This is a genomic window from Lactobacillus sp. HBUAS51381 (assembly GCF_012641095.1).
Classification (GTDB): domain Bacteria; phylum Bacillota; class Bacilli; order Lactobacillales; family Lactobacillaceae; genus Levilactobacillus.
Genome location: NZ_JAAVSC010000001.1, coordinates 123,666 through 141,605, shown reverse-complemented (window position 1 = coordinate 141,605; position 17,940 = coordinate 123,666). Strand labels below are relative to the sequence as shown.

Sequence of the window (17,940 nt, the reverse complement as noted above, 5' to 3'; positions counted from 1 at the left end):
CAACCTATTTTTCCGCCGCCGACTGCAGTTGATCCGGACGTTTTAGGAGAAAGGCCATCAGGTAAGAAACAATCAGGAAGACCGACACCACCAGGTAAGGGTAGTGTGGATTCATATCCAACAACATCCCCGACATGATTGGCCCCACGACGTTGCCCACGCTGGTCAATGACATGTTAAGGCCATTAATCAATCCTTGATTGGACTCGCTGGCCTTTGTCAACAGTGTCGTGATGGCTGGCCGCAAGAGGTCAAAGGCGGAGAAGATAATCAGGGTAGCGATCATGACCGCAATCTTACCGTGAGCCTGGGTAATCCAGACCACGCAGATGGCCGCCAGGAAGAAGCAGGCCCGGATGACCCGGCGCTCACCCCACTTGCTGACCAGGGTATCAAACATCGCCACCTGCAAGAATAGCGAGATTAATCCATTAAGGGTCAACACTAACGCGATGTTGCTTAGACTAAAGTGGAAGACCTCATTCACGTAGATACTGTAAATACTCTCAAACCCCTGGAGACCAAACGACGACACCAGAATCATCGTAAACAGAATAATAATGGGCACCGTCCAAAACTCACGGGTCATCGGATGGGCCGCGGGTTTAACCGCCATTTCTGACGGCGCTTCCGCATCCCGAATCTGACTGGTCTCGGCGTCACTGGGCAACAGGCTGATCAGGACAATCGCACTGATTAAACCCAGTGCCCCGGCCGCCCAGAATGGTGTCTTATAGCTGATTCCGGCCAAGATCCCCCCGATTCCGGGACCCAGGATCAGCCCACCACTGAAGGCCGCCGACAACCAGCCAATGACGCGGGCTCGCTGCCGTTTCGTCGTGATATCGGCCGCCAGTGCCATCGCCGTGGGCACGACCATCGCTGCCGATAGGCCACCAATAATCCGCGAAATGTTGAAGACCATTAACTGGTTGGTCAAGGCAAACAGCACTTCGGAGGCCATGAACAGAAACAGCCCCGTGGTTAAGACCGGCTTCCGCCCAATCTTATCGGACAGCCGACCAATTAGGGGTGACGCCACGAACTGGGCGAAGGCAAACAGGGCACTCATGATTCCCATGTCGGTCGCCGTTAAGTGCAGTTGATTCTTCAAAAACGGCATGACCGGAATGACTAAACTAATTCCCAAACACACTAAAAATTCACTAAATACTAAAATAAAAATGGCCCGTCTCGTTTTCTTCGTCACGATGGCTCACCCCTTCTCGATATTTTTTTACAACAGTACGATAAATATATCAATATTTAGGGGTGTTTGTCTAACTATCCGCTCAACTTCCTGGTAAAATTATTATTTTCGTAATGCCGCCGCCCATTCCCGATAGGTCGGCGTTAAATAGCTCTCTTTGGGATAGACCAGATCCAGGTCGTGGCGGAGCCGACCGGCCTGAAGCGGCAGGACCGTTAACCGTCCCGCTCGCAGGGCATCGGCGACCACCGACCGGTAGGCGAAGCTGACACCCCCACCGCGCAGGAGTACTTCGCGGATGGCGGCTAAATTATTCACCGTCACCACCTGGGGAAACTCCGCAAAGGTTACGTTCGCGGCGTGCGCCAGGTTCTCTAAAATTTCCCGGCTCCCGGACCCCACTTCCCGGACGATCAAGGGATAGGCCGTCAGATCCGCCCAACTCACGACGGTCTGTTGTGCCAAAGGATGGTCGGCGGCGACCACGCCCACGAAGGGTTCCTGCCGGACAATTTCATAGCCGTACCGCTGTTTATCAAAGTTCCCCTCAATCAGGGCAAAGTCGCTGGTCCCGGCTTCGATGGCCCGCAACGCCGCTTGAGTGTTGGTCACCCGACAATTGATGTCGCGATAGTTCTGGCCTTGCAGTAGGGTAATGAGTTGTGGCGCTAAAAATTCACTCAAAGACAACGTGGTACTAAAGGTGACCTGTCGCGTCTTCCTTGGGTGCTGGAGGGTCGTGACCACCTTATCGGCCTGCACCTGCACCCGCTGAACAAAGGCCGCCAGTTCCTGACCGGCCGGGGTAATGGTCAAGTGGGGCCGCGCGTAGTGCACCAATTCTAAGCCCAGTTCCGTCTCCAAATTCTTAATTTGCTGGGAAACGGCGGGTTGGCTGATGTAAAGTTGCTGGGCCGTCTGCGTATAGGATTTCGTCGTGGCGAGGACGAGAAACGTTTGATACCGGTGATCGAGCATGACTGGGTCTCCTCCTTATAAGCTGTCGTTATAGTTTTATTATTCATTCCAATTTTATCTTATAATCAACTTCCGGTAAACTAGGCGTAGACATTTTTTGAGGAGGAGATTCATTTGGATATTCGGACCACTGTGGTGAGCCGGGGCTTTTGGCTGGCATCACTCTTAACTTTAGTCTGCGCCGTCGCCGGGAGTTTTCTGGCCCAACTGCCCTATTTAAACCTCGTGGGGGCGCTGGTTATCGCGTTACTCCTGGGTATGGCGTGCCAGGTACAGCCTCAGGTCATCAACGCCAACCGGGCGGGCATCGGCTTCATTAGCAATAAATTTTTACGGTTAGGCATTATTTTATTAGGCTTCAAGCTCAACCTGATTCAGCTGGCTCAAGCCGGCGTCAAGACCATCACCTTGGCCGCCTTCGTGGTGACCGGAATGGTCCTGTTGACCTACAACCTCAGCCGGAAGCTCGGCGTGGAGAAGGAACTCGCCATTCTCACGGCCACCGGGACTAGCATCTGTGGGGCCGCCGCCGTCATGGGCGTTTCACCCCAGATTAAGGTGCCCGCGGACAAGGCCGAACGACAACGTGAAAATGAAGTGTTGGCCGTCGCCATCGTCGCGATTCTGGGAACGGTCTTCACGCTGGTCGAGATTGGCTTGAAGCCCCTCCTGCATTTAACCGCCGTCCAATTCGGCGTCTTAACCGGTGGCTCGCTTCACGAAATTGCGCACGCCGTTGCCGCCGGGAGTGCGGGCGGTCCAGTCAGCCTGGATACGGCCATCATCACCAAGCTGTCCCGGGTCCTGCTGCTAGCACCGGCTGCCCTGATCATCGGCTGGTGGTACCAACATCAATCGCGCAAGGCCAACCCCACGGCCACGACGGACCAAGGTTCCGCCAAGCTACCGATTCCTTGGTTCATGGCCGGTTTCATTCTGACCAGCATCATCGGTACCTTCCTGCCACTCGGTGACGTTGCCCTGGCCGGACTGGTCAAGTTAGCCTATATTTTTCTCGGCATGGCCATGGCCGCCTTGGGGATGAGCGTCAACTTCCGGGTCATCTTCCAGCGGGGAGGCAACGTCTTCCTTGCCGCCACCATTTCATCCGTAATTCTGATGACCTGTGTGACGATTGCTAGCAAGCTGTTCTTCTAACTTTAGAGCTAAACGAAAAGCACGAGTAGCTTTCCCGCTTCCGGAAAGTTACCCGTGTTTTTTCACTTTTTATTTAATTGACCGCTAATGAACGCCCAGTCGTCGAAAATCAATCCGCTGCCACCGCGATGGCCGTAATAGGATCGCCGTGATGATCAGATAGACCACGAACGGCATCACATCTGAGAGTGATACTCCGGTATTCGTCTCGTGAGGCGTCAGGGCGACGAGCATCACAGTTGTGTCTAGCCCAAAGTGAAACAACATCGCCCATAACAAGCTACCAGTTCGTAAATATAAGGCACTTAAGACCAAGCCGAGCCCAAATGCTTGGACTATCTGCATTAACGTCATGGGTAGACTTTGGTGTGTCAAGTTCATCACGTGACTCAGGCCAAACAACAAACTACTGCCGAGCACTGCAATCCATAGTCGCCGAGTCAATCGCAACTGCAAGCGTTGTAGCAAGCCACCGAGTAAGATTCCCCGAAAGACGGTTTCTTCCAGTCCCGCTACCAGTAACCCCAGAACAACGCGGACCGCCACCTTTTCCGCACCGATGCCTTGTGGAAATTTTAGAATAGCTGCAAACACGAAAAAGGCCAGCAGTAATTCCGCCGGCCAGGTCATCAGCAATTGCTGCCCAAACGTGAATGGTGAGCGAAAGTTCAGCGATACGTGTACCCAATACCGATTGACCAACCCAATCGCCAATAATGTGATGGCCTCTACGACCGCTGTCGTCGCTATCCGCGAGTTAGCAATTCGCGGCAACCCCAGCGGCAAACAAAACACGAGCACTGTCATCACGAACCAAGCCACCAACAATTGATAAACCGGTCGCCGTCTTTCTTGTTGCAAAAACATCCAAACGTCCCCTTCCGATGTAATCCCAGTATACTGCTAATCCGGGTGGGAGAACGTTCTGGTTAGCACAGTTAAATGCTTTTGCCTTTACAGACAAAACAAACAGTTCTGAGGATCAGCATGGCCGATTCACTAGCAGAAACGCTTACATTTCTCTTCGCATGCTTTAGCCATTAGCACCTAAATTAAACCCACAGCCAGTCGCAGCAAATGCTGAAACGTGCCACTGTCAGCCATAATGTACAACCCGATCAGAATGTACACGGCAATCGTGATGTAGCGACCCTGTTTTTCCAGCACCGCCGCTACACGGGGAATGCAGGCCAACCGATACCCAATTTCCCAAAAGATCACCACCATCACGGCAAACGTCAGTAGAATCAAGGGAATTGCGGTCGGCGCAACCGTGGTGAAGATGGGCACGTAAATTCCGACGTTATCCGCGCCACAGGTGGCCATCGTAATCAGCGCCACGTTGCCGATTAACCCCTTTGGATTGGCAACCTTGTTGGCGATGGCATCCGGATCGTCATCATCGCCCTGAACCCAGAGCTTGATTCCCAGGTAAATCGGAATCAGGCCCAGCAGTCCCAGCAACCACGGAGCCGGTACGAAGCCCAGGAAAAAGGCAATGGCCAGCGACCCACCGACCAATACGATCGTGCCTAAAAAATCCCCCGCCAGTACGAGCCACCGGTCTTGACGCTTTACGCGACCGAAGATTACCATTAGAATAATTAAGTAGTCGAGTCCAGTGGAAATATACGCCGTGACCCCCGTTAAAATGGTTTTAATCATGTGATCCTCCCCTATGCATGTTATTCATAACATATGTTATCATCTACATATGAAAGGAGCAAGCTTTTTATGCCGAATTCTACCGAAAAAGTCACCTTAATCACGCCTAAAATGGTGCAGGCGTCCCAAGCCATCTTTAAGTTGCTGAGCAATCCCACGCGGTTACAGCTCCTCTATCTCTTAGAACAAAAGGAACTCAACGTTAGTGAACTCAGCGACCTACTGACCGTCGAGCAATCAGTCATTTCCCACCAACTGGCCATGCTGAAAAAAGAACAGTTGGTGGCGGTTCGCCGGGTGGGCAAACAGAATTTTTACCGGTTGGACGATCCCCATATTTTAGATATCGTCAACGAAACGCTGGCGCACGTCGACCACGTGCTACGGGGACAGACCCATGGGCATTAAAAAATGGCTTCGGAATTTTGAAGATTCCGAAGCCATTTTTGATTGGATTTTCTTGTGTTTTGAGGGGCAGTACACGGTAGAGGCTTGCGCTTACCCCCCTCATCGGCGTTTGTCGTTGTTGGTGATACTGGTTTGGGGCGTTGTACTGGTTGTTATCCCTGATATCCCGAGTCTGGCAGCTTCCGAAACGAGTTCGCAAGGGCAGGCCCCTCCGCTTAGTAAAGATAAGCACCGCTGCTTGTCGTTGCTTAAGATACTGGCTTGGGGCGTTAGACTGGTTGTTATCCCTGATGCTCCGGTCCTGGCGGCTTCCGAAACGAGTTACGCAAGGCAGGTTCCTGCGCTTAGAAAGCTAAGGGCCTCCTGTCCGGCGGTTGTCGTTGCCAGGAATACTGGTTTGAGGCGTTGGACTGGTTGTTATCCCTGATATCCCGAGTCTGGCGGCCTCCGAAACGTGTTCGCAAGGGCAGACCCCTCCGCTTAGCAAAGATAAGCACCGGCTCGGTTCCACCGAGCGGGCACTTATCTCCGCTAATGCTCAGGGTCTAACCGCCCTTGCTCTCACTCTCTTACATCTTCATCCCCATCTTCTCATACGAACTCATTCCCGCCAGATGGAGGTCCTTGACGTCGATGCCGCGTTCCTTGGCTACCGCATTCATCAGTGTGTCCATATCCATCAGCTTATACGTTTGTGGATGATCTGGGTCGTACGCTTCAATTTGAGCCATCATGCCGCCGTCTTCGTGTTCAATGATGTGGCAGTGGTACATGTAGACCCCGGTATGTTCGAACCAAACCTTTAACCGCACCGTTTCGCCGGGGTTGACGCCGACCGTGTCCTTGAAGCCGTGTTCGTTGGGATACGGCGCCTTGCCATTTCTGGAGACCACTAGGAATTGCGTCCCGTGCATGTGGAACGGGTGAACCATACCGCCATCCATATCGTTGGTGTTGGTGACATCCCACAATTCAACGTTGCCTACCTGTTGTTTGGCGTCGATCCGTTGCATTTCAAATTTCTTACCGTCAATCATGACCTGCTCGTCCATCCCGGACATCACAACCTTACGGATTGGCGTATTCGGCGTGACGTCTGGATCGGGAATATCTACGAGATGGTCGGGTAGCGTCGCCGTATCCGTTTGGAAATCGTGGACGCGGAACCGAACCAACGGCACATCGTCAGAGTATAGCGTCACCGTCTGACCGGGCGTCACCTTGCCAAAGTCCACGATGATCTCGGCTCGTTCGGCACAAGTCAACATCAAATGCGTAAATTCAACGGGTTCTGGCAACACACCACCGTCCGAAGCAATCTGCGTAAATGGCAGGTCGTCACTGAAGTGGAGTCGCCATTCTCGCCGGTTGGCGCCGTCCAAGATCCGGAGCCGTACGCGTTGCGTAGACACATCGAAATAGGGGTTGATGGTGCCGTTAATCATCGGCGTTGGCCCCTGAACCCCGTCTGGATCGTAGTCGGCATTGTAATCCCATTGATTATCCTCATGGAACCGCCGATCTTGCAGAACCAATGGAATATCATCAACACCGTAGTTCCGTGGAAATGGCAGCTGGGCTTCCTGGTCATCGGTGACCAACACCATGCCCGCCAAACCGTGCCAGACCTGTTCGGCCGTTGATGGACACGGATGCGCGTGTAACCACAGTGTAGCGGCCGGCTGGTCGACCTTAAAATCAATGTGCCGCGTCTGTCCGGGATAAACCGGGGCGTGGCAGCCACCATCCGTGTAAGGCCCGGGCACATTTAACCCATGCCAGTGGAACGTGGTTAACTCGGGCAAACTATTCTTCAGATCAATGTGCATCGTCTTCCCCTTAGGAAAAACAATGGTTTGCCCCAACAAACTGCCGTTATAGCCCCACGTCTTGGTCTTCTTTCCCGGCAACAGTTGGGTCTCCCCGGCCTGTGCCTCGACCGTGTAATACGTATCGGTAGCGGTTTCCTTATCAGGCTTCAGTAGCGGTGGAATCCGCAATGGTTCTTGCGGTGTCTTGGGTTCCTCCAGTGGAACGTAACCCCCATCATGCGTGTTAAAAGCCGGTTCATCAAAGAAATAATCGGTGTTGATTGATTTTGTCATTTTTCAGGCTCCTCTTCGATTAGATTGGGCACACTGTCCAGTTCCATGATAACGCATTCACAGACTGAAAGGAACGTCTCAGCATCACAAAAAGGCCGTCTCGTAAGACTGCCTCATTAACGTTTAAATTAGCGATCCGTCCGCGCCCGTAAGGCATAGAGAATCGTGACGGTATCGACCACTTCTTGGAAGACCGCCCCAATGATAGCCGGAATCACGCCAAAACTGGCAATCAACATCAAGCCGGTACAGATAAAGATCCCAATCAACACGGCCTGTTTGGCCACACGCATGGTATCGTGGGCAATCTGGCGCGCCGCACTAACCCGGGTCAAATCATCCTTGAGGACGACCGCATCGGCGGATTCACTGGCGGCCGTGGCGCCGTGTGCCCCCATGGCAATCCCCACATCCGCGGTTGCCAGCGAAGGCGCATCATTAATGCCGTCCCCCACCATCGCGACCGGACGCTGTTCGGCGGGTAAATCTGCCAACACCTTAATCTTATCGGCCGGCAAACATTCGGCGTGCACCTGATCGATGCCCACTTCGCCAGCAATCGTTTCGGCAATCGGCCGTCGATCACCGGAAATCATGACCAGGTGTTGTGCCCCGGCCGAACGCAGTGTGCTCATGGTTTCTTTGGCTTCCGGCCGGACCCGATCATTGAAGCTCACGTAGCCTTGGTAAATACCGGCAATCGACACGTATACCGCCGTCTGGTCGGACTTATCCACGGGCGCCGTGGTGACAAATGAACTCTTGCCCACGCGAACCTCCTGACCATCGACGACCGCAGCGACCCCCTGCGCCGTCGTCTCATTAACGGCTGTGGCCGGCAATAACGATGCTTGCGTGGCGGCTACCAGCGACTGTGCCAACACGTGACCGGAGTGCTGTTCGGTACTGGCCGCCAGCTGCAATAATTTTTCGGCAGGTAGCGCCGTAACGGGGACCACTTGGTCGACCACGAGCCGACCCTGCGTAATCGTTCCGGTCTTATCGAAGGCAAACGTCTTAACCTGCGCCAATTTTTCCAGCGTGGTCCCCGTCTTCACAATAATGCCGTTCCGACTTGCCCGGCTCATCCCCGAGATCAGGGCAATCGGTGCCGCTAGAATCAGCGGACACGGAGACGCCACCACGAGGACTTCCGCCAACCGCACGGGGTCACCGGAGAAATACCACGCCAGCCCGGCAATCACATAGGCCAATAACGTAAACGGCACGGCATAGCGGTCCGCCATCCGCACGAATTTGGCCGGTTGGGCCTCGGCCTGTTTGACCAGCCGCACAATGTTCTGGTACTGACTGTTATCGGCCGTCTGGTCCGCTTGTAAATAAACGGACGCCTCGCCGTTGATACTTCCGGACATGACGGCATCTCCCGCCTGCTTCTCAATCGGCCGCGCCTCACCGGTCAGCGAGGCTTCGTTAACCGTGGTCGGCCCCGTCAGCAGGGTGCCATCGACGGGCATGACCTCGCCCGGCTTGACCAGTAAGCGATCGCCCACCGCGACCAGGCTCACCGCAATATCCGTCAACGATTCACCGTCCGCGCGATGGGCCGTCTGCGGAGAGTTGTTCAGCAGTTCCTGTAACTCGCTGTTGGCCCGGCTGGCGGCGAAATCTTCCAACGCATCGCCACCGGTCAGCATCAGGAGCACGATCAATGCCGCCCAGTATTCGCCCACGGCCAGCGTAGCGAGCACCGCGGTGATGGCTAACAGGTCAACGCCGAATTTACCCGAGCGCAGCGTCCGGACCATCTCAATGAACATGATGATCGCTAGCAGCAGACCCAGACCTGTAATCAGAATCTGCGCCCATTTCGCCTGATGATTCACAAATTGAAGCCAGAGCGCTAGTGCACCTAAAATAATCACAAACCAGAATTGTCGATATTGCCGTAAACGTTGCATCACGGTCCCTCCCCAAGAATCATAGTCGTTACCTTGAGTATACCAAAGCTTGTGATTTTTGCCACATAGCCTTTGCTTTTCTCCTAATAAAAAACCCGGGACATCCCAGGTTTTTTCCCACTCTAAGTCTAGATTCTCTCAAAAACAATTGGTTCCATACCCTTGCGTTTCAAGCATAACAGCCTAGTTGTGGCGATGTAGAATCACACCTACACCCAGCGTTACTAGCGCCAAAACGCCACCAATTACGCTAGCCAGACTACTTTGATCATCGGTTTGGGGCAACTTGGTATTGGTTGTCTTCGTGATACCCGGATTTTCCGTTGCAGTTGCCTTGGCGACCGGCGCCTTAGCTGCTTTGGTTTTACCCGCTGCAACTTTGGTTTTAGACGGCTTCTTAGCGGCTTCCTTAGCAGCTTCTTCCTTGGCAGCTTCTTCTTTAGCCTCTTCCTCTTCACGAGCGGCCTCTTCGCCATCGGTTTCAGTCCCGTCATCGACATCGGTGGTTCCGGTGCCGGTATCCGTGTCCTCATCCGTGTCGATTCCTGGTTCGTCGGTTTCGTTGACATCGCCGCTACCAGAGCCACTATTACCGTTTGAAGACGACACTTTCCCGTTAGCCTCTTCGGAGTTCTTGTTGCCGGAAGTACCGCCACCCCAAGTCATGAGCGCGTGATTTCTAAATTTATACCCAGAATCAATCAGCGATGGATCAGTCACCTTGGTGTAGTAGTCCACGACAACTAAGTTATTGACCGTATCATTGAACGATAAATCAAAACCATCGTTATTATATGTAACGTTGTAATCTTTGCCTTCCGTCATAGCTGGCTTCTCGCGTTTATAGGTCGTGGTATTCTCCCAATGCCCATTGCTGACGGTCAGTCCATGAATCATTTCCTGATGGTCACCAATCGTATCCTTGACATCCAAGTTCTTCATTTCAAGTTCACGGCGATTGACGAGAACCGTCCACTTGATGGTTCCATCATCTTGAAGAACCCCCTTCTTGGATAAATTGGCTTCGTTGGCCACGATATTAATCTGGGATGTGCTCGTCTTGCCATTTTCCAGTGGGAAAACCACATCCTTTTCACCGGTATCTTCATAGCGGTACTTAGTCATCAGGTTCAGCGTCAACTTGGCGTTGGTCTTGCCTTGTAGCGCATCGTTCATGGTAATCACGACACCCTTGTCAGAGACAACGGCCTCGCCAATAACGGTCCCCTCTTCGTCATAAACCTTGAAGGTATCCCCTGGCGTCTTGCCCTTTAGGTTCTCCGGAAAATCAAGCGTAATCTTATCGCCATTGTTGATTGGCGTGCTACCAAAGTCCAGATGATATTGCACGTCAATCGTTTCGGCGTGCTTAAAATCCGGTCCGTTCGTCACACTAGCCGCGGTGGTAAAATCCGCACCATTGTGCGTGGTTGCCGCCTTAACCGGTGTAGCCATCTGGCTAACCACTAATAAAAACATTAAACTGAATAGTCCAATTAGCAATCGCCAAACTTTACTGTTAATCTTCAAAAATATCCCCTCCCATAACTTTTATCCATTAAAAGTATACGCGACTGTGCAACCGCTTGGCAATAGATTCTGGACAAGTTATTCAAAATCGGCAAAAACGCCTGAGAACGTACAACGTAACCGGATACGGCTATTTGCCCAGCAAAAAAGGCCCGGACCAACGTCCAGACCTTCGTGTTTTCGGAATTAACCTGCTGAAACGCGTGCTAGCAGATCCGTGTCCCTAAAGTTTGCATTTCTTTCTTTAAATCAAGTTCGGATTTCTCTTCGGCCGTATAGGTGATCAAGCCGACGGCACTGTCTAGAATGCCGCTGTCATCTCGCAAGGATAGCTGATTGAAGACACGATCTAACACCAGACCGTTACTCAAGTAGAGCTCGGTGTCGGCGTTGGTTTTAATGGTCAAGCCGGCGTTGTTTTCTAAGGAAATCGCATAGTCGGGATCATCAGCGGTCAGCGCGACAAATTGAAATTTATCGCCAATAGCACAGGTGCCACCCACCGTTGAATACCGGTTGGAACCATCATCCGTAGTCAGTAATAACACACTACCAGGCTGAATGTTCTCGGTTAGATAGGCCTTCGCTGCATCTTTAATCGTGATTTTCATCATTCATTTCCTTCTTTCCTGCCAACCAATGACTAGTCAATTGTGTACAATCTACTATAGCGTGATTTCGTTGGTTTGTAAATCAATTCGCTTCGGCAATGACTAATTCCAAATAACTGAGGGGGTAAACGGTGAATCCCACCTCCCCCGGTGTAACAGCATTAACGACGATTAACCTCTGCTAGTTGCGTACTGGCAGCCTTGCCGTTCGCCAAATTTGATCTGGAGCGCGGTGAGTAGGACGGGGGCGCATTTACGCAAGCCGACATCTTCAACGCCTAACGGACGACAAAAAACAGGATCATTCACCATCATTGATGAACCATCCCGTCCTTGTTAATTTCTATGGCGTTAATCAGAATAAGCATCGGTACTGGCAGCCACGGGCCCGCGCTAAGCAAACGCCTTACTCGGCTTCATACCCCCGTTTGATCAATGCAATCAGCTCATCTTCGGACAAGTTGAGCTTCTTGGCCTCGCTGGTGAAACTGCTCACGTAGCGGTCGTAGAACTCCGCGCGGCGTTTCTCACGGATGGTTGTCGCGGCCGTGGCCGTCACAAACATTCCCACACCCCGTCGTTTCTCAATCACGCCGGCTGCCACCAGTCGATTGATCCCCTTGAGGACCGTGGCTGGATTAATATGAAATTCCTTGGACATTTCTGTCGTTGACGGCACCTGCTCCCCCGCCCGATAGATGCCCGTGAAGATTGCCTCTTCCACTTGTTCGGCCACCTGCAGGTAGATGGGTTCCGGACTATCGAAATTAAATTTCATTTTACTTTCCCACATTCTTTGTGAACTCGTTCTGCAGCCTAATTAGTCGGCGCCTTCGGCAAAACGATTCGCCAGTACAACGCCAGTGTAATCGCATAGTAAATCGCGTACAGTCCAATGAAGATGGCAAAGATGCTCCCAATTCCCAGGTAGGGACTCATGGGACTCTGCATCAACGGCTTGAACATCTGAAGACCGAACAGAACATCGATTACTCCCATGATACCAGGAATTAAGAATAAAATCCCGATTTCTTTCGCAATCCCCACACGCATGAGCCGCTGACGAACCCCCACTTTATAAAGCATTTGGTATCGTCGTTGATCCCCCGGTGCTCCCGAGAGAATCTTAAACATCAGACAAGAGGCTAACATCGCCAGAAAGGCAATCCCCAAGAAGTAACCCATGAATTCCAATCCCCCGAAGAAGCCACTCATGAGTTCGTAGGATTGGTAATTCCCTACGGTCATGGCCTCTGGTTGAGCGAAACGCGCTAATTCCAGTTTATTCAACCGTTTCAACACGCGCTTGTCTTGATTAAGGTTCTTAACCCGGACCGTGGTGACCGTCATCGTCTTCCCGGATTGCTTAGCAAACTGCTGGGCACTCAGGATTTGAGGCGCGTAGAAACCCTGTTCACTGCGGATGGCTAAACTTAGAAAGTCTAAGCTTTGACTGCCCTTTTGCTTGAACTGCTTCAGGGATTCCGTATAATATTTCGGATGCGTCGCGTACTTGGCCTCCGTGGTTCCCCGATTCAATTCAAACGGCTGTTGCTTCAGCTCGGCGGCATTGTAGTAGACCACCTTGCCTTGGCGTTTCTGCGTATAGGTCGCCTGATGCTTCACGTTTAGCTGATCAATTAAGTGTTGTTCCTGCGCGTTTTTATCATGGATGGCCATCGTGTAGGTTCCCAGGCTGTTGGCCATCATCGGCAACTGCCGGTGATACCCGGAGCCGACCGTAATGGCACCTAGAGCCATTGCAAATAGCAGAGAGACAATCGTCAACATGCGCGTGTAGTTATAGACCCGGAAGTTTAATTGGCCTAGTAAGAAGCCGTTCAGGTGTTTCTTAGCCCAGCGTGTCCGCCGCAAGCCTTGAATAATCACCAGGATGGTGGCGCGGAAAAGCAGATAGGTTCCGATCGTAATGGTGACCAAGGCGATAGGGATCGCGGTCATCTGTAAATCCTTGATTGCGGCCAGCGACCAGTAGCCGATGGCAAGGAAGCACACGCCCAGGATCGCCGCGACCATTTGGCGGAAGGGATGAACCTTGGGCTGATTGGCCTGTTCGTCGGTGTGTAAGAGCTTCAACACCGTCGTCCGGGTCAACCGAACCAGGTTAAATAGGGACGCTAGAATGAAGAGACCCACGTATAACACCGCCGTTGCCACGATGGCTGGCAGGTAAACGGCCGAAAGATGGGCCAAGTGGAGGCCCAGCATGTCCAGTAAGAAGCCCACGAGAAACTGGCTCATGGCCAACCCCAAGACAATCCCCACGGCAGTCGCCAAACTCCCCAAGATCAAGGTTTCCAGAAAGACCAGTTCACCGACCCGTTTTCGCGTCGCCCCCAACATCATGAAGAGACCGTAGTCGTGCTGGCGCATACTCAACAGGAAGCTGTTGGCATACATAATGTAGACAATCGTAATCAGAATCAGTAAAACGGCCCCGAATCCAAAGATCAAGGACGCCTGGCTCACCACCGCATTGGCCTTAATGAAAGCGCGATTGGTCGCGAGATTGGCGAACATGTAGAAGATGGCGGCCGACATGGTCAGCCCCAACAATAAGACGAGATAATCTCGCCGCCGGTTTTTAATACCGGCCAACGCTAATTTTCCTAACATTTTGACTCCCCCTACTCGTTGAACGTGCCGAGTTCATTTAAGATCTGTTGGTAAAAGGCACTCCGGTCCTGATCGCCCCGCTTAATCTCAGACCCAATCAGACCGTCTTTAATGAATAAAATGCGCTGACAGAAACTAGCCGAGAACGGATCATGCGTCACTAAAAGAACCGACATTTTTTGCTTTTGATTAATGGTCGTCAAGAGATCCAATAATTCCCGGGCACTCGTGGAATCCAAGGCTCCCGTGGGTTCATCACCCATCAGGATGGCGGGATGATGGACGATAGCCCGTGCCGCCGCGACCCGCTGCTTTTGGCCCCCGGACAGTTCAGACGGATACTTAGGTAAGAGGTCGGCAATCGACAGGGTCTCGGCCACCTCGTGAATGGCTTGGTCCATCACCCGTGAGGACGTCCCCTTCAAGGCCAATGGCAACCCAATGTTTTCCTCGGCCGTCAAGCTCTCCAACAGATTGAAGTCCTGAAAGATAAAGCCAACCTCTTGAGCCCGAAAATCCGCGAGCTGATTACCCCGCATCTTCGTGACGTCGTGACCATTCACCATGACATCTCCTCTGGTGGGCACATCCAACGTTGAGAGCATATTCAAAAGCGTCGTCTTCCCGGAACCAGACGCCCCCATGATGCCGACAAACTCGCCAGCTGCCACCGTAAAATTCAGCCCCTTTAAGGCTTGATATTGGCGTTCGTTGGCTTTACCGTACGTTTTCTCCAGATCGTGAACATCGACCACTGTCTTCATTTTCATGTTAAATTCCCCCGCTCTTTGGTGTATTGGTTAGTTACTTATGTGATTAACTATAACGGTTCATATAAAATTGTCAATATTTTTATTGGCGTGATCTGACGAAAGGCCGATGGCGACGGGCTTTTAACCCTTTTATTTTTTTGGCTGCGTGACGTCCCCAACGAAATATCTCAGGCCAGCCAGCATTTGGTTCATTGACTTCCGAAAGCTTATTGCCGTGAAGAATGCCCGCCCCATCCGCCTATGAATCAACCGTTCCACTTTAGCACTAGGCCGCACCATTCCCAACAGAGGTCCTGACGAGATATTTCAACATTTTCGTTGTACAATTAACCTTGTAAGTCGACTATCTCAAAGCAAAGGGGTTTTTCTTGATGAAACAACTGCAATTAGGTGGCAGTAACTGGCAAGCATCCGCCGTTGCTCTCGGCATCATGCGGATGGGTGTTCTGGACCAAGCGGACGCCGTTAAAGCGCTCCAAGCTGCTCACGAAGCTGGTATTAACTATATCGACTCCGCGGATATTTACGTCAATGGTAAGTCTGAAGAAGTCTTCGGTGGCGCACTGAAAGCTTCTGGCTTATCCCGTGATGATTTTTACATCCAATCCAAGGGTGGCATCATCCTCGACCCGAACCGGAGCCACGATGATTTAGTCTTTGGGTCACGTTACGACTTTGGTAAGCAACATCTGATTGATGCCGTTGATGGGATTTTGTCACGCATGGGCATCGACTATCTGGATGCCTTCCTGCTTCACCGACCAGATCCACTGATGGAGCCCGAAGAAATCGCTGACGCCTTCAACACGTTACAACGCGAGGGTAAGGTTCGCCACTTCGGTGTTTCCAACTTCAACGTTCAACAATACTTGCTGGTTCAAGAAGCGGTCGATCAAAAATTGATGTTTAACCAACTTCAATTTAGTGCCGCCCACACCGGGATGATCACGGAAGGCCTGCACGTCAACATGGGCGATGTGCCAACCTACAATGACTTCGGTATGATTGAATTTGCTCGGCGTCAACACGTAACGATCCAAGCATGGTCACCTTTCCAATACGGTCTGTTCGCCGGCATGTTCATCAACGATCCCAAGTATGCCGAGCTGAATAACGTCCTGCAAAAATTAGCCGATAAGTACGGCGTTTCGAAGAACGGGATTGCTGTCGCTTGGATTCTCCGTCATCCGGCAAACGTCCAAGTTCTATTGGGCACCATGAATCCGACCCATATCAAGGATAGTGCGGCCGGTGCCGATGTGACCTTAACCAAGCAGGAATGGTATGACATTTACCTGGCTGCTGGGAACATTCTTCCTTAAAAATTCAACAACTCATGCGAAGCGCCCGGATTTTTCGGGCGTTTTTTTTTGCCCTGTTCTTCCGTCCAAAGTAACGTTAATGGACGACCCCCTGAACAAGATTTATCCGACCGTCTCTTGTGCCAATCCATCAGTCGCGTGTCGATTAAGGCGTTATTCCCCCCGCCATAACTGTTATGCCCAGCCAACAAAAGCAAGCCCGTCTATAATGCCAACAAGTTACCGAATATTTGATGGCATTGTCGGCTAAAAACTAAAAATATTTTTGCCATCGTCTCCCGCCTGAATTCCTTTATTATCAACGATTGTTAGCCCTTACACATCAACGAATACTGTGATGTTAAAAAAGTTCTTCTGAGGGGTTGACCTTTTCCAAGATGGTGTTAAACTGTAGTTGTAATCAAGGGCGAGTGATTACTCGCTCGATAACTAGAAAGGGGATTTTAAATATGTTTACGACAACATTTTGGATTCTTGCTATTTGGTTAGTTATCAACGGTATTTGGACTTGCACCGCGACGACAAACCGGGAATTAATGAAGTGGTTCGGCTGGATTAACGTGGTTGCTATTATTGCCGGCTTCTGGGTATTCTATGGCGTCGCCGGTGTTGCGGGTCTGACAGGATGGTTTACGGCAGTCAACTGGATTAACGTCATCTTAGCGATTACCCAGTTCTACTTCGCTTACAAGAAGACCACTGCCCAAGCACATTAATTGAATGAAACGAGCACTTTACTTAAAAACCGGGGATGACTGCGAGCATGCCCGATTTTTAATGTCTAAAGGGTAGAGATCTAAAGGTTGAAAGATCACGAACATGCTCCAGTCCCCAGCTGACAAGGTTTATCGCCATAAAATTAATCATCACCGACCACCTGCGGCTGCCAGAGATTCCGGTGCTGTGGGGACCGCCTGCGGCCTGAGAAGCGGTCCTCCGGCTCGGTTTGAAGCCTGACCAAGACCGTCAGTCTCCAAACACGTCCCGCGCTGTAAGCTGTTGTACAGCTAACACCGCTGTCACGGCTACCTCCATCTTTGGCTACCTCCGGTTACGGTGGTTGGAACTTACTAAATGTGCGGTGACGTCGCTGGAATGACAACGTTTTGCCAGTTTAATTGGATACATCTCATGTAGCCATGAGTGAGTCAAATTTGGTCTCAGCCGTGGGATTTACCAAGCGATTTTTCTTGGTAAAATGGCGTCTTTGAGACGCGGGCTGACGGCTCAAAGCGAGGGAAAAGACAGCACTTTGGCTTTTCCCGATCCTGCCCACAGCGATCCAGACCAAATTTGGCGAACGGTAAGGCGGCCAGCCCGCGACTATCATATTATAATGGTTGCTATCCTTGTCACACCAGAAACCCTAGCTGTTTTCTATCTTTCAACCTTTAAAACTTGCAACACAGGCTGAGCTGGACGCGTTACCGTTCGCGATATCCAATCCACTAGCCACACGGTAGACATAAGCCCAGGCAATGTTCATAGCCTTTTCCTATCAATAACCATTTAGCTGGTAATTCCCCCGCAAGCTGGTAAGATTAAGCCATAGTCCGTTTTACTCAGATCATTCACGCTAATCGCGATACCACTGCGATTGGTCATCCCAAAAATCCAAACT

Annotated in this window: 15 protein-coding genes; 4 read left to right on the top strand and 11 right to left on the bottom strand. The window is 51.6% G+C overall.

Features of this window, described 5'->3' with window-relative positions:
* Positions 1–4: 4 nt before the first annotated feature.
* Positions 5–1,210, bottom strand: coding sequence for an MFS transporter (locus HEQ50_RS00605; RefSeq protein ID WP_168898522.1), 1,206 nt, complete (start codon positions 1,208–1,210; stop codon positions 5–7).
* A 102-nt stretch (positions 1,211–1,312) separates the two neighbouring features.
* Positions 1,313–2,188, bottom strand: coding sequence for a LysR family transcriptional regulator (locus HEQ50_RS00600; RefSeq protein WP_168898521.1), 876 nt, complete (start codon positions 2,186–2,188; stop codon positions 1,313–1,315).
* A 114-nt stretch (positions 2,189–2,302) separates the two neighbouring features.
* On the opposite strand from HEQ50_RS00600, the gene HEQ50_RS00595 reads away from it, so the two are divergent.
* Positions 2,303–3,346, top strand: a complete 1,044-nt coding sequence (locus HEQ50_RS00595) for a YeiH family protein (RefSeq protein ID WP_168898520.1) — start codon at positions 2,303–2,305, stop codon at positions 3,344–3,346.
* A gap of 84 nt (positions 3,347–3,430) precedes the next feature.
* On the opposite strand, the gene HEQ50_RS00590 is transcribed toward HEQ50_RS00595, so the two are convergent.
* A complete protein-coding gene (locus HEQ50_RS00590) occupies positions 3,431–4,213 on the bottom strand; it encodes a CPBP family intramembrane glutamic endopeptidase (RefSeq protein WP_168898519.1) in 783 nt (260 codons plus the stop codon).
* Positions 4,214–4,393: 180 nt separating this feature from the next.
* On the bottom strand, positions 4,394–5,011 hold the full coding sequence (locus HEQ50_RS00585; protein ID WP_168898518.1) for a cadmium resistance transporter: 618 nt from the start codon (positions 5,009–5,011) through the stop codon (positions 4,394–4,396).
* Between the two features lie 69 nt (positions 5,012–5,080).
* On the opposite strand from HEQ50_RS00585, the gene HEQ50_RS00580 reads away from it, so the two are divergent.
* Positions 5,081–5,419, top strand: a complete 339-nt coding sequence (locus tag HEQ50_RS00580; RefSeq protein ID WP_168898517.1) for a helix-turn-helix transcriptional regulator — start codon at positions 5,081–5,083, stop codon at positions 5,417–5,419.
* A gap of 569 nt (positions 5,420–5,988) precedes the next feature.
* Here the strand turns inward: HEQ50_RS00580 and HEQ50_RS00575 are convergent.
* The 7 genes from HEQ50_RS00575 to HEQ50_RS00545 form a co-directional block, all read right to left on the bottom strand.
* A complete protein-coding gene (locus HEQ50_RS00575) occupies positions 5,989–7,524 on the bottom strand; it encodes a multicopper oxidase family protein (protein ID WP_168898516.1) in 1,536 nt (511 codons plus the stop codon).
* 128 nt (positions 7,525–7,652) lie between these two features.
* Entirely contained in the window at positions 7,653–9,446 is a 1,794-nt protein-coding gene (locus HEQ50_RS00570) for a heavy metal translocating P-type ATPase (protein WP_168898515.1), read from the bottom strand.
* 183 nt (positions 9,447–9,629) lie between these two features.
* On the bottom strand, positions 9,630–10,976 hold the full coding sequence (locus HEQ50_RS00565; protein WP_168898514.1) for a collagen binding domain-containing protein: 1,347 nt from the start codon (positions 10,974–10,976) through the stop codon (positions 9,630–9,632).
* Between the two features lie 206 nt (positions 10,977–11,182).
* The gene (locus tag HEQ50_RS00560) at positions 11,183–11,590 is read right to left on the bottom strand and encodes an iron-sulfur cluster biosynthesis family protein (protein WP_232842637.1); all 408 of its coding nucleotides are present in this window, start codon (positions 11,588–11,590) and stop codon (positions 11,183–11,185) included.
* 403 nt (positions 11,591–11,993) lie between these two features.
* A complete protein-coding gene (locus tag HEQ50_RS00555; protein WP_168898513.1) occupies positions 11,994–12,365 on the bottom strand; it encodes a GntR family transcriptional regulator in 372 nt (123 codons plus the stop codon).
* 38 nt (positions 12,366–12,403) lie between these two features.
* Positions 12,404–14,224, bottom strand: coding sequence for an FtsX-like permease family protein (locus HEQ50_RS00550; protein WP_168898512.1), 1,821 nt, complete (start codon positions 14,222–14,224; stop codon positions 12,404–12,406).
* A gap of 11 nt (positions 14,225–14,235) precedes the next feature.
* Positions 14,236–14,994, bottom strand: coding sequence for an ABC transporter ATP-binding protein (locus tag HEQ50_RS00545; protein WP_168898511.1), 759 nt, complete (start codon positions 14,992–14,994; stop codon positions 14,236–14,238).
* Positions 14,995–15,368: 374 nt separating this feature from the next.
* Between HEQ50_RS00545 and HEQ50_RS00540 the strand changes: the two genes are divergently transcribed.
* Together HEQ50_RS00540 and HEQ50_RS00535 are read left to right on the top strand one after the other, a co-directional pair.
* Positions 15,369–16,319, top strand: coding sequence for an aldo/keto reductase family oxidoreductase (locus HEQ50_RS00540; protein ID WP_168898510.1), 951 nt, complete (start codon positions 15,369–15,371; stop codon positions 16,317–16,319).
* 449 nt (positions 16,320–16,768) lie between these two features.
* Entirely contained in the window at positions 16,769–17,035 is a 267-nt protein-coding gene (locus tag HEQ50_RS00535; protein WP_168898509.1) for a hypothetical protein, read from the top strand.
* Positions 17,036–17,940 lie beyond the last annotated feature (905 nt).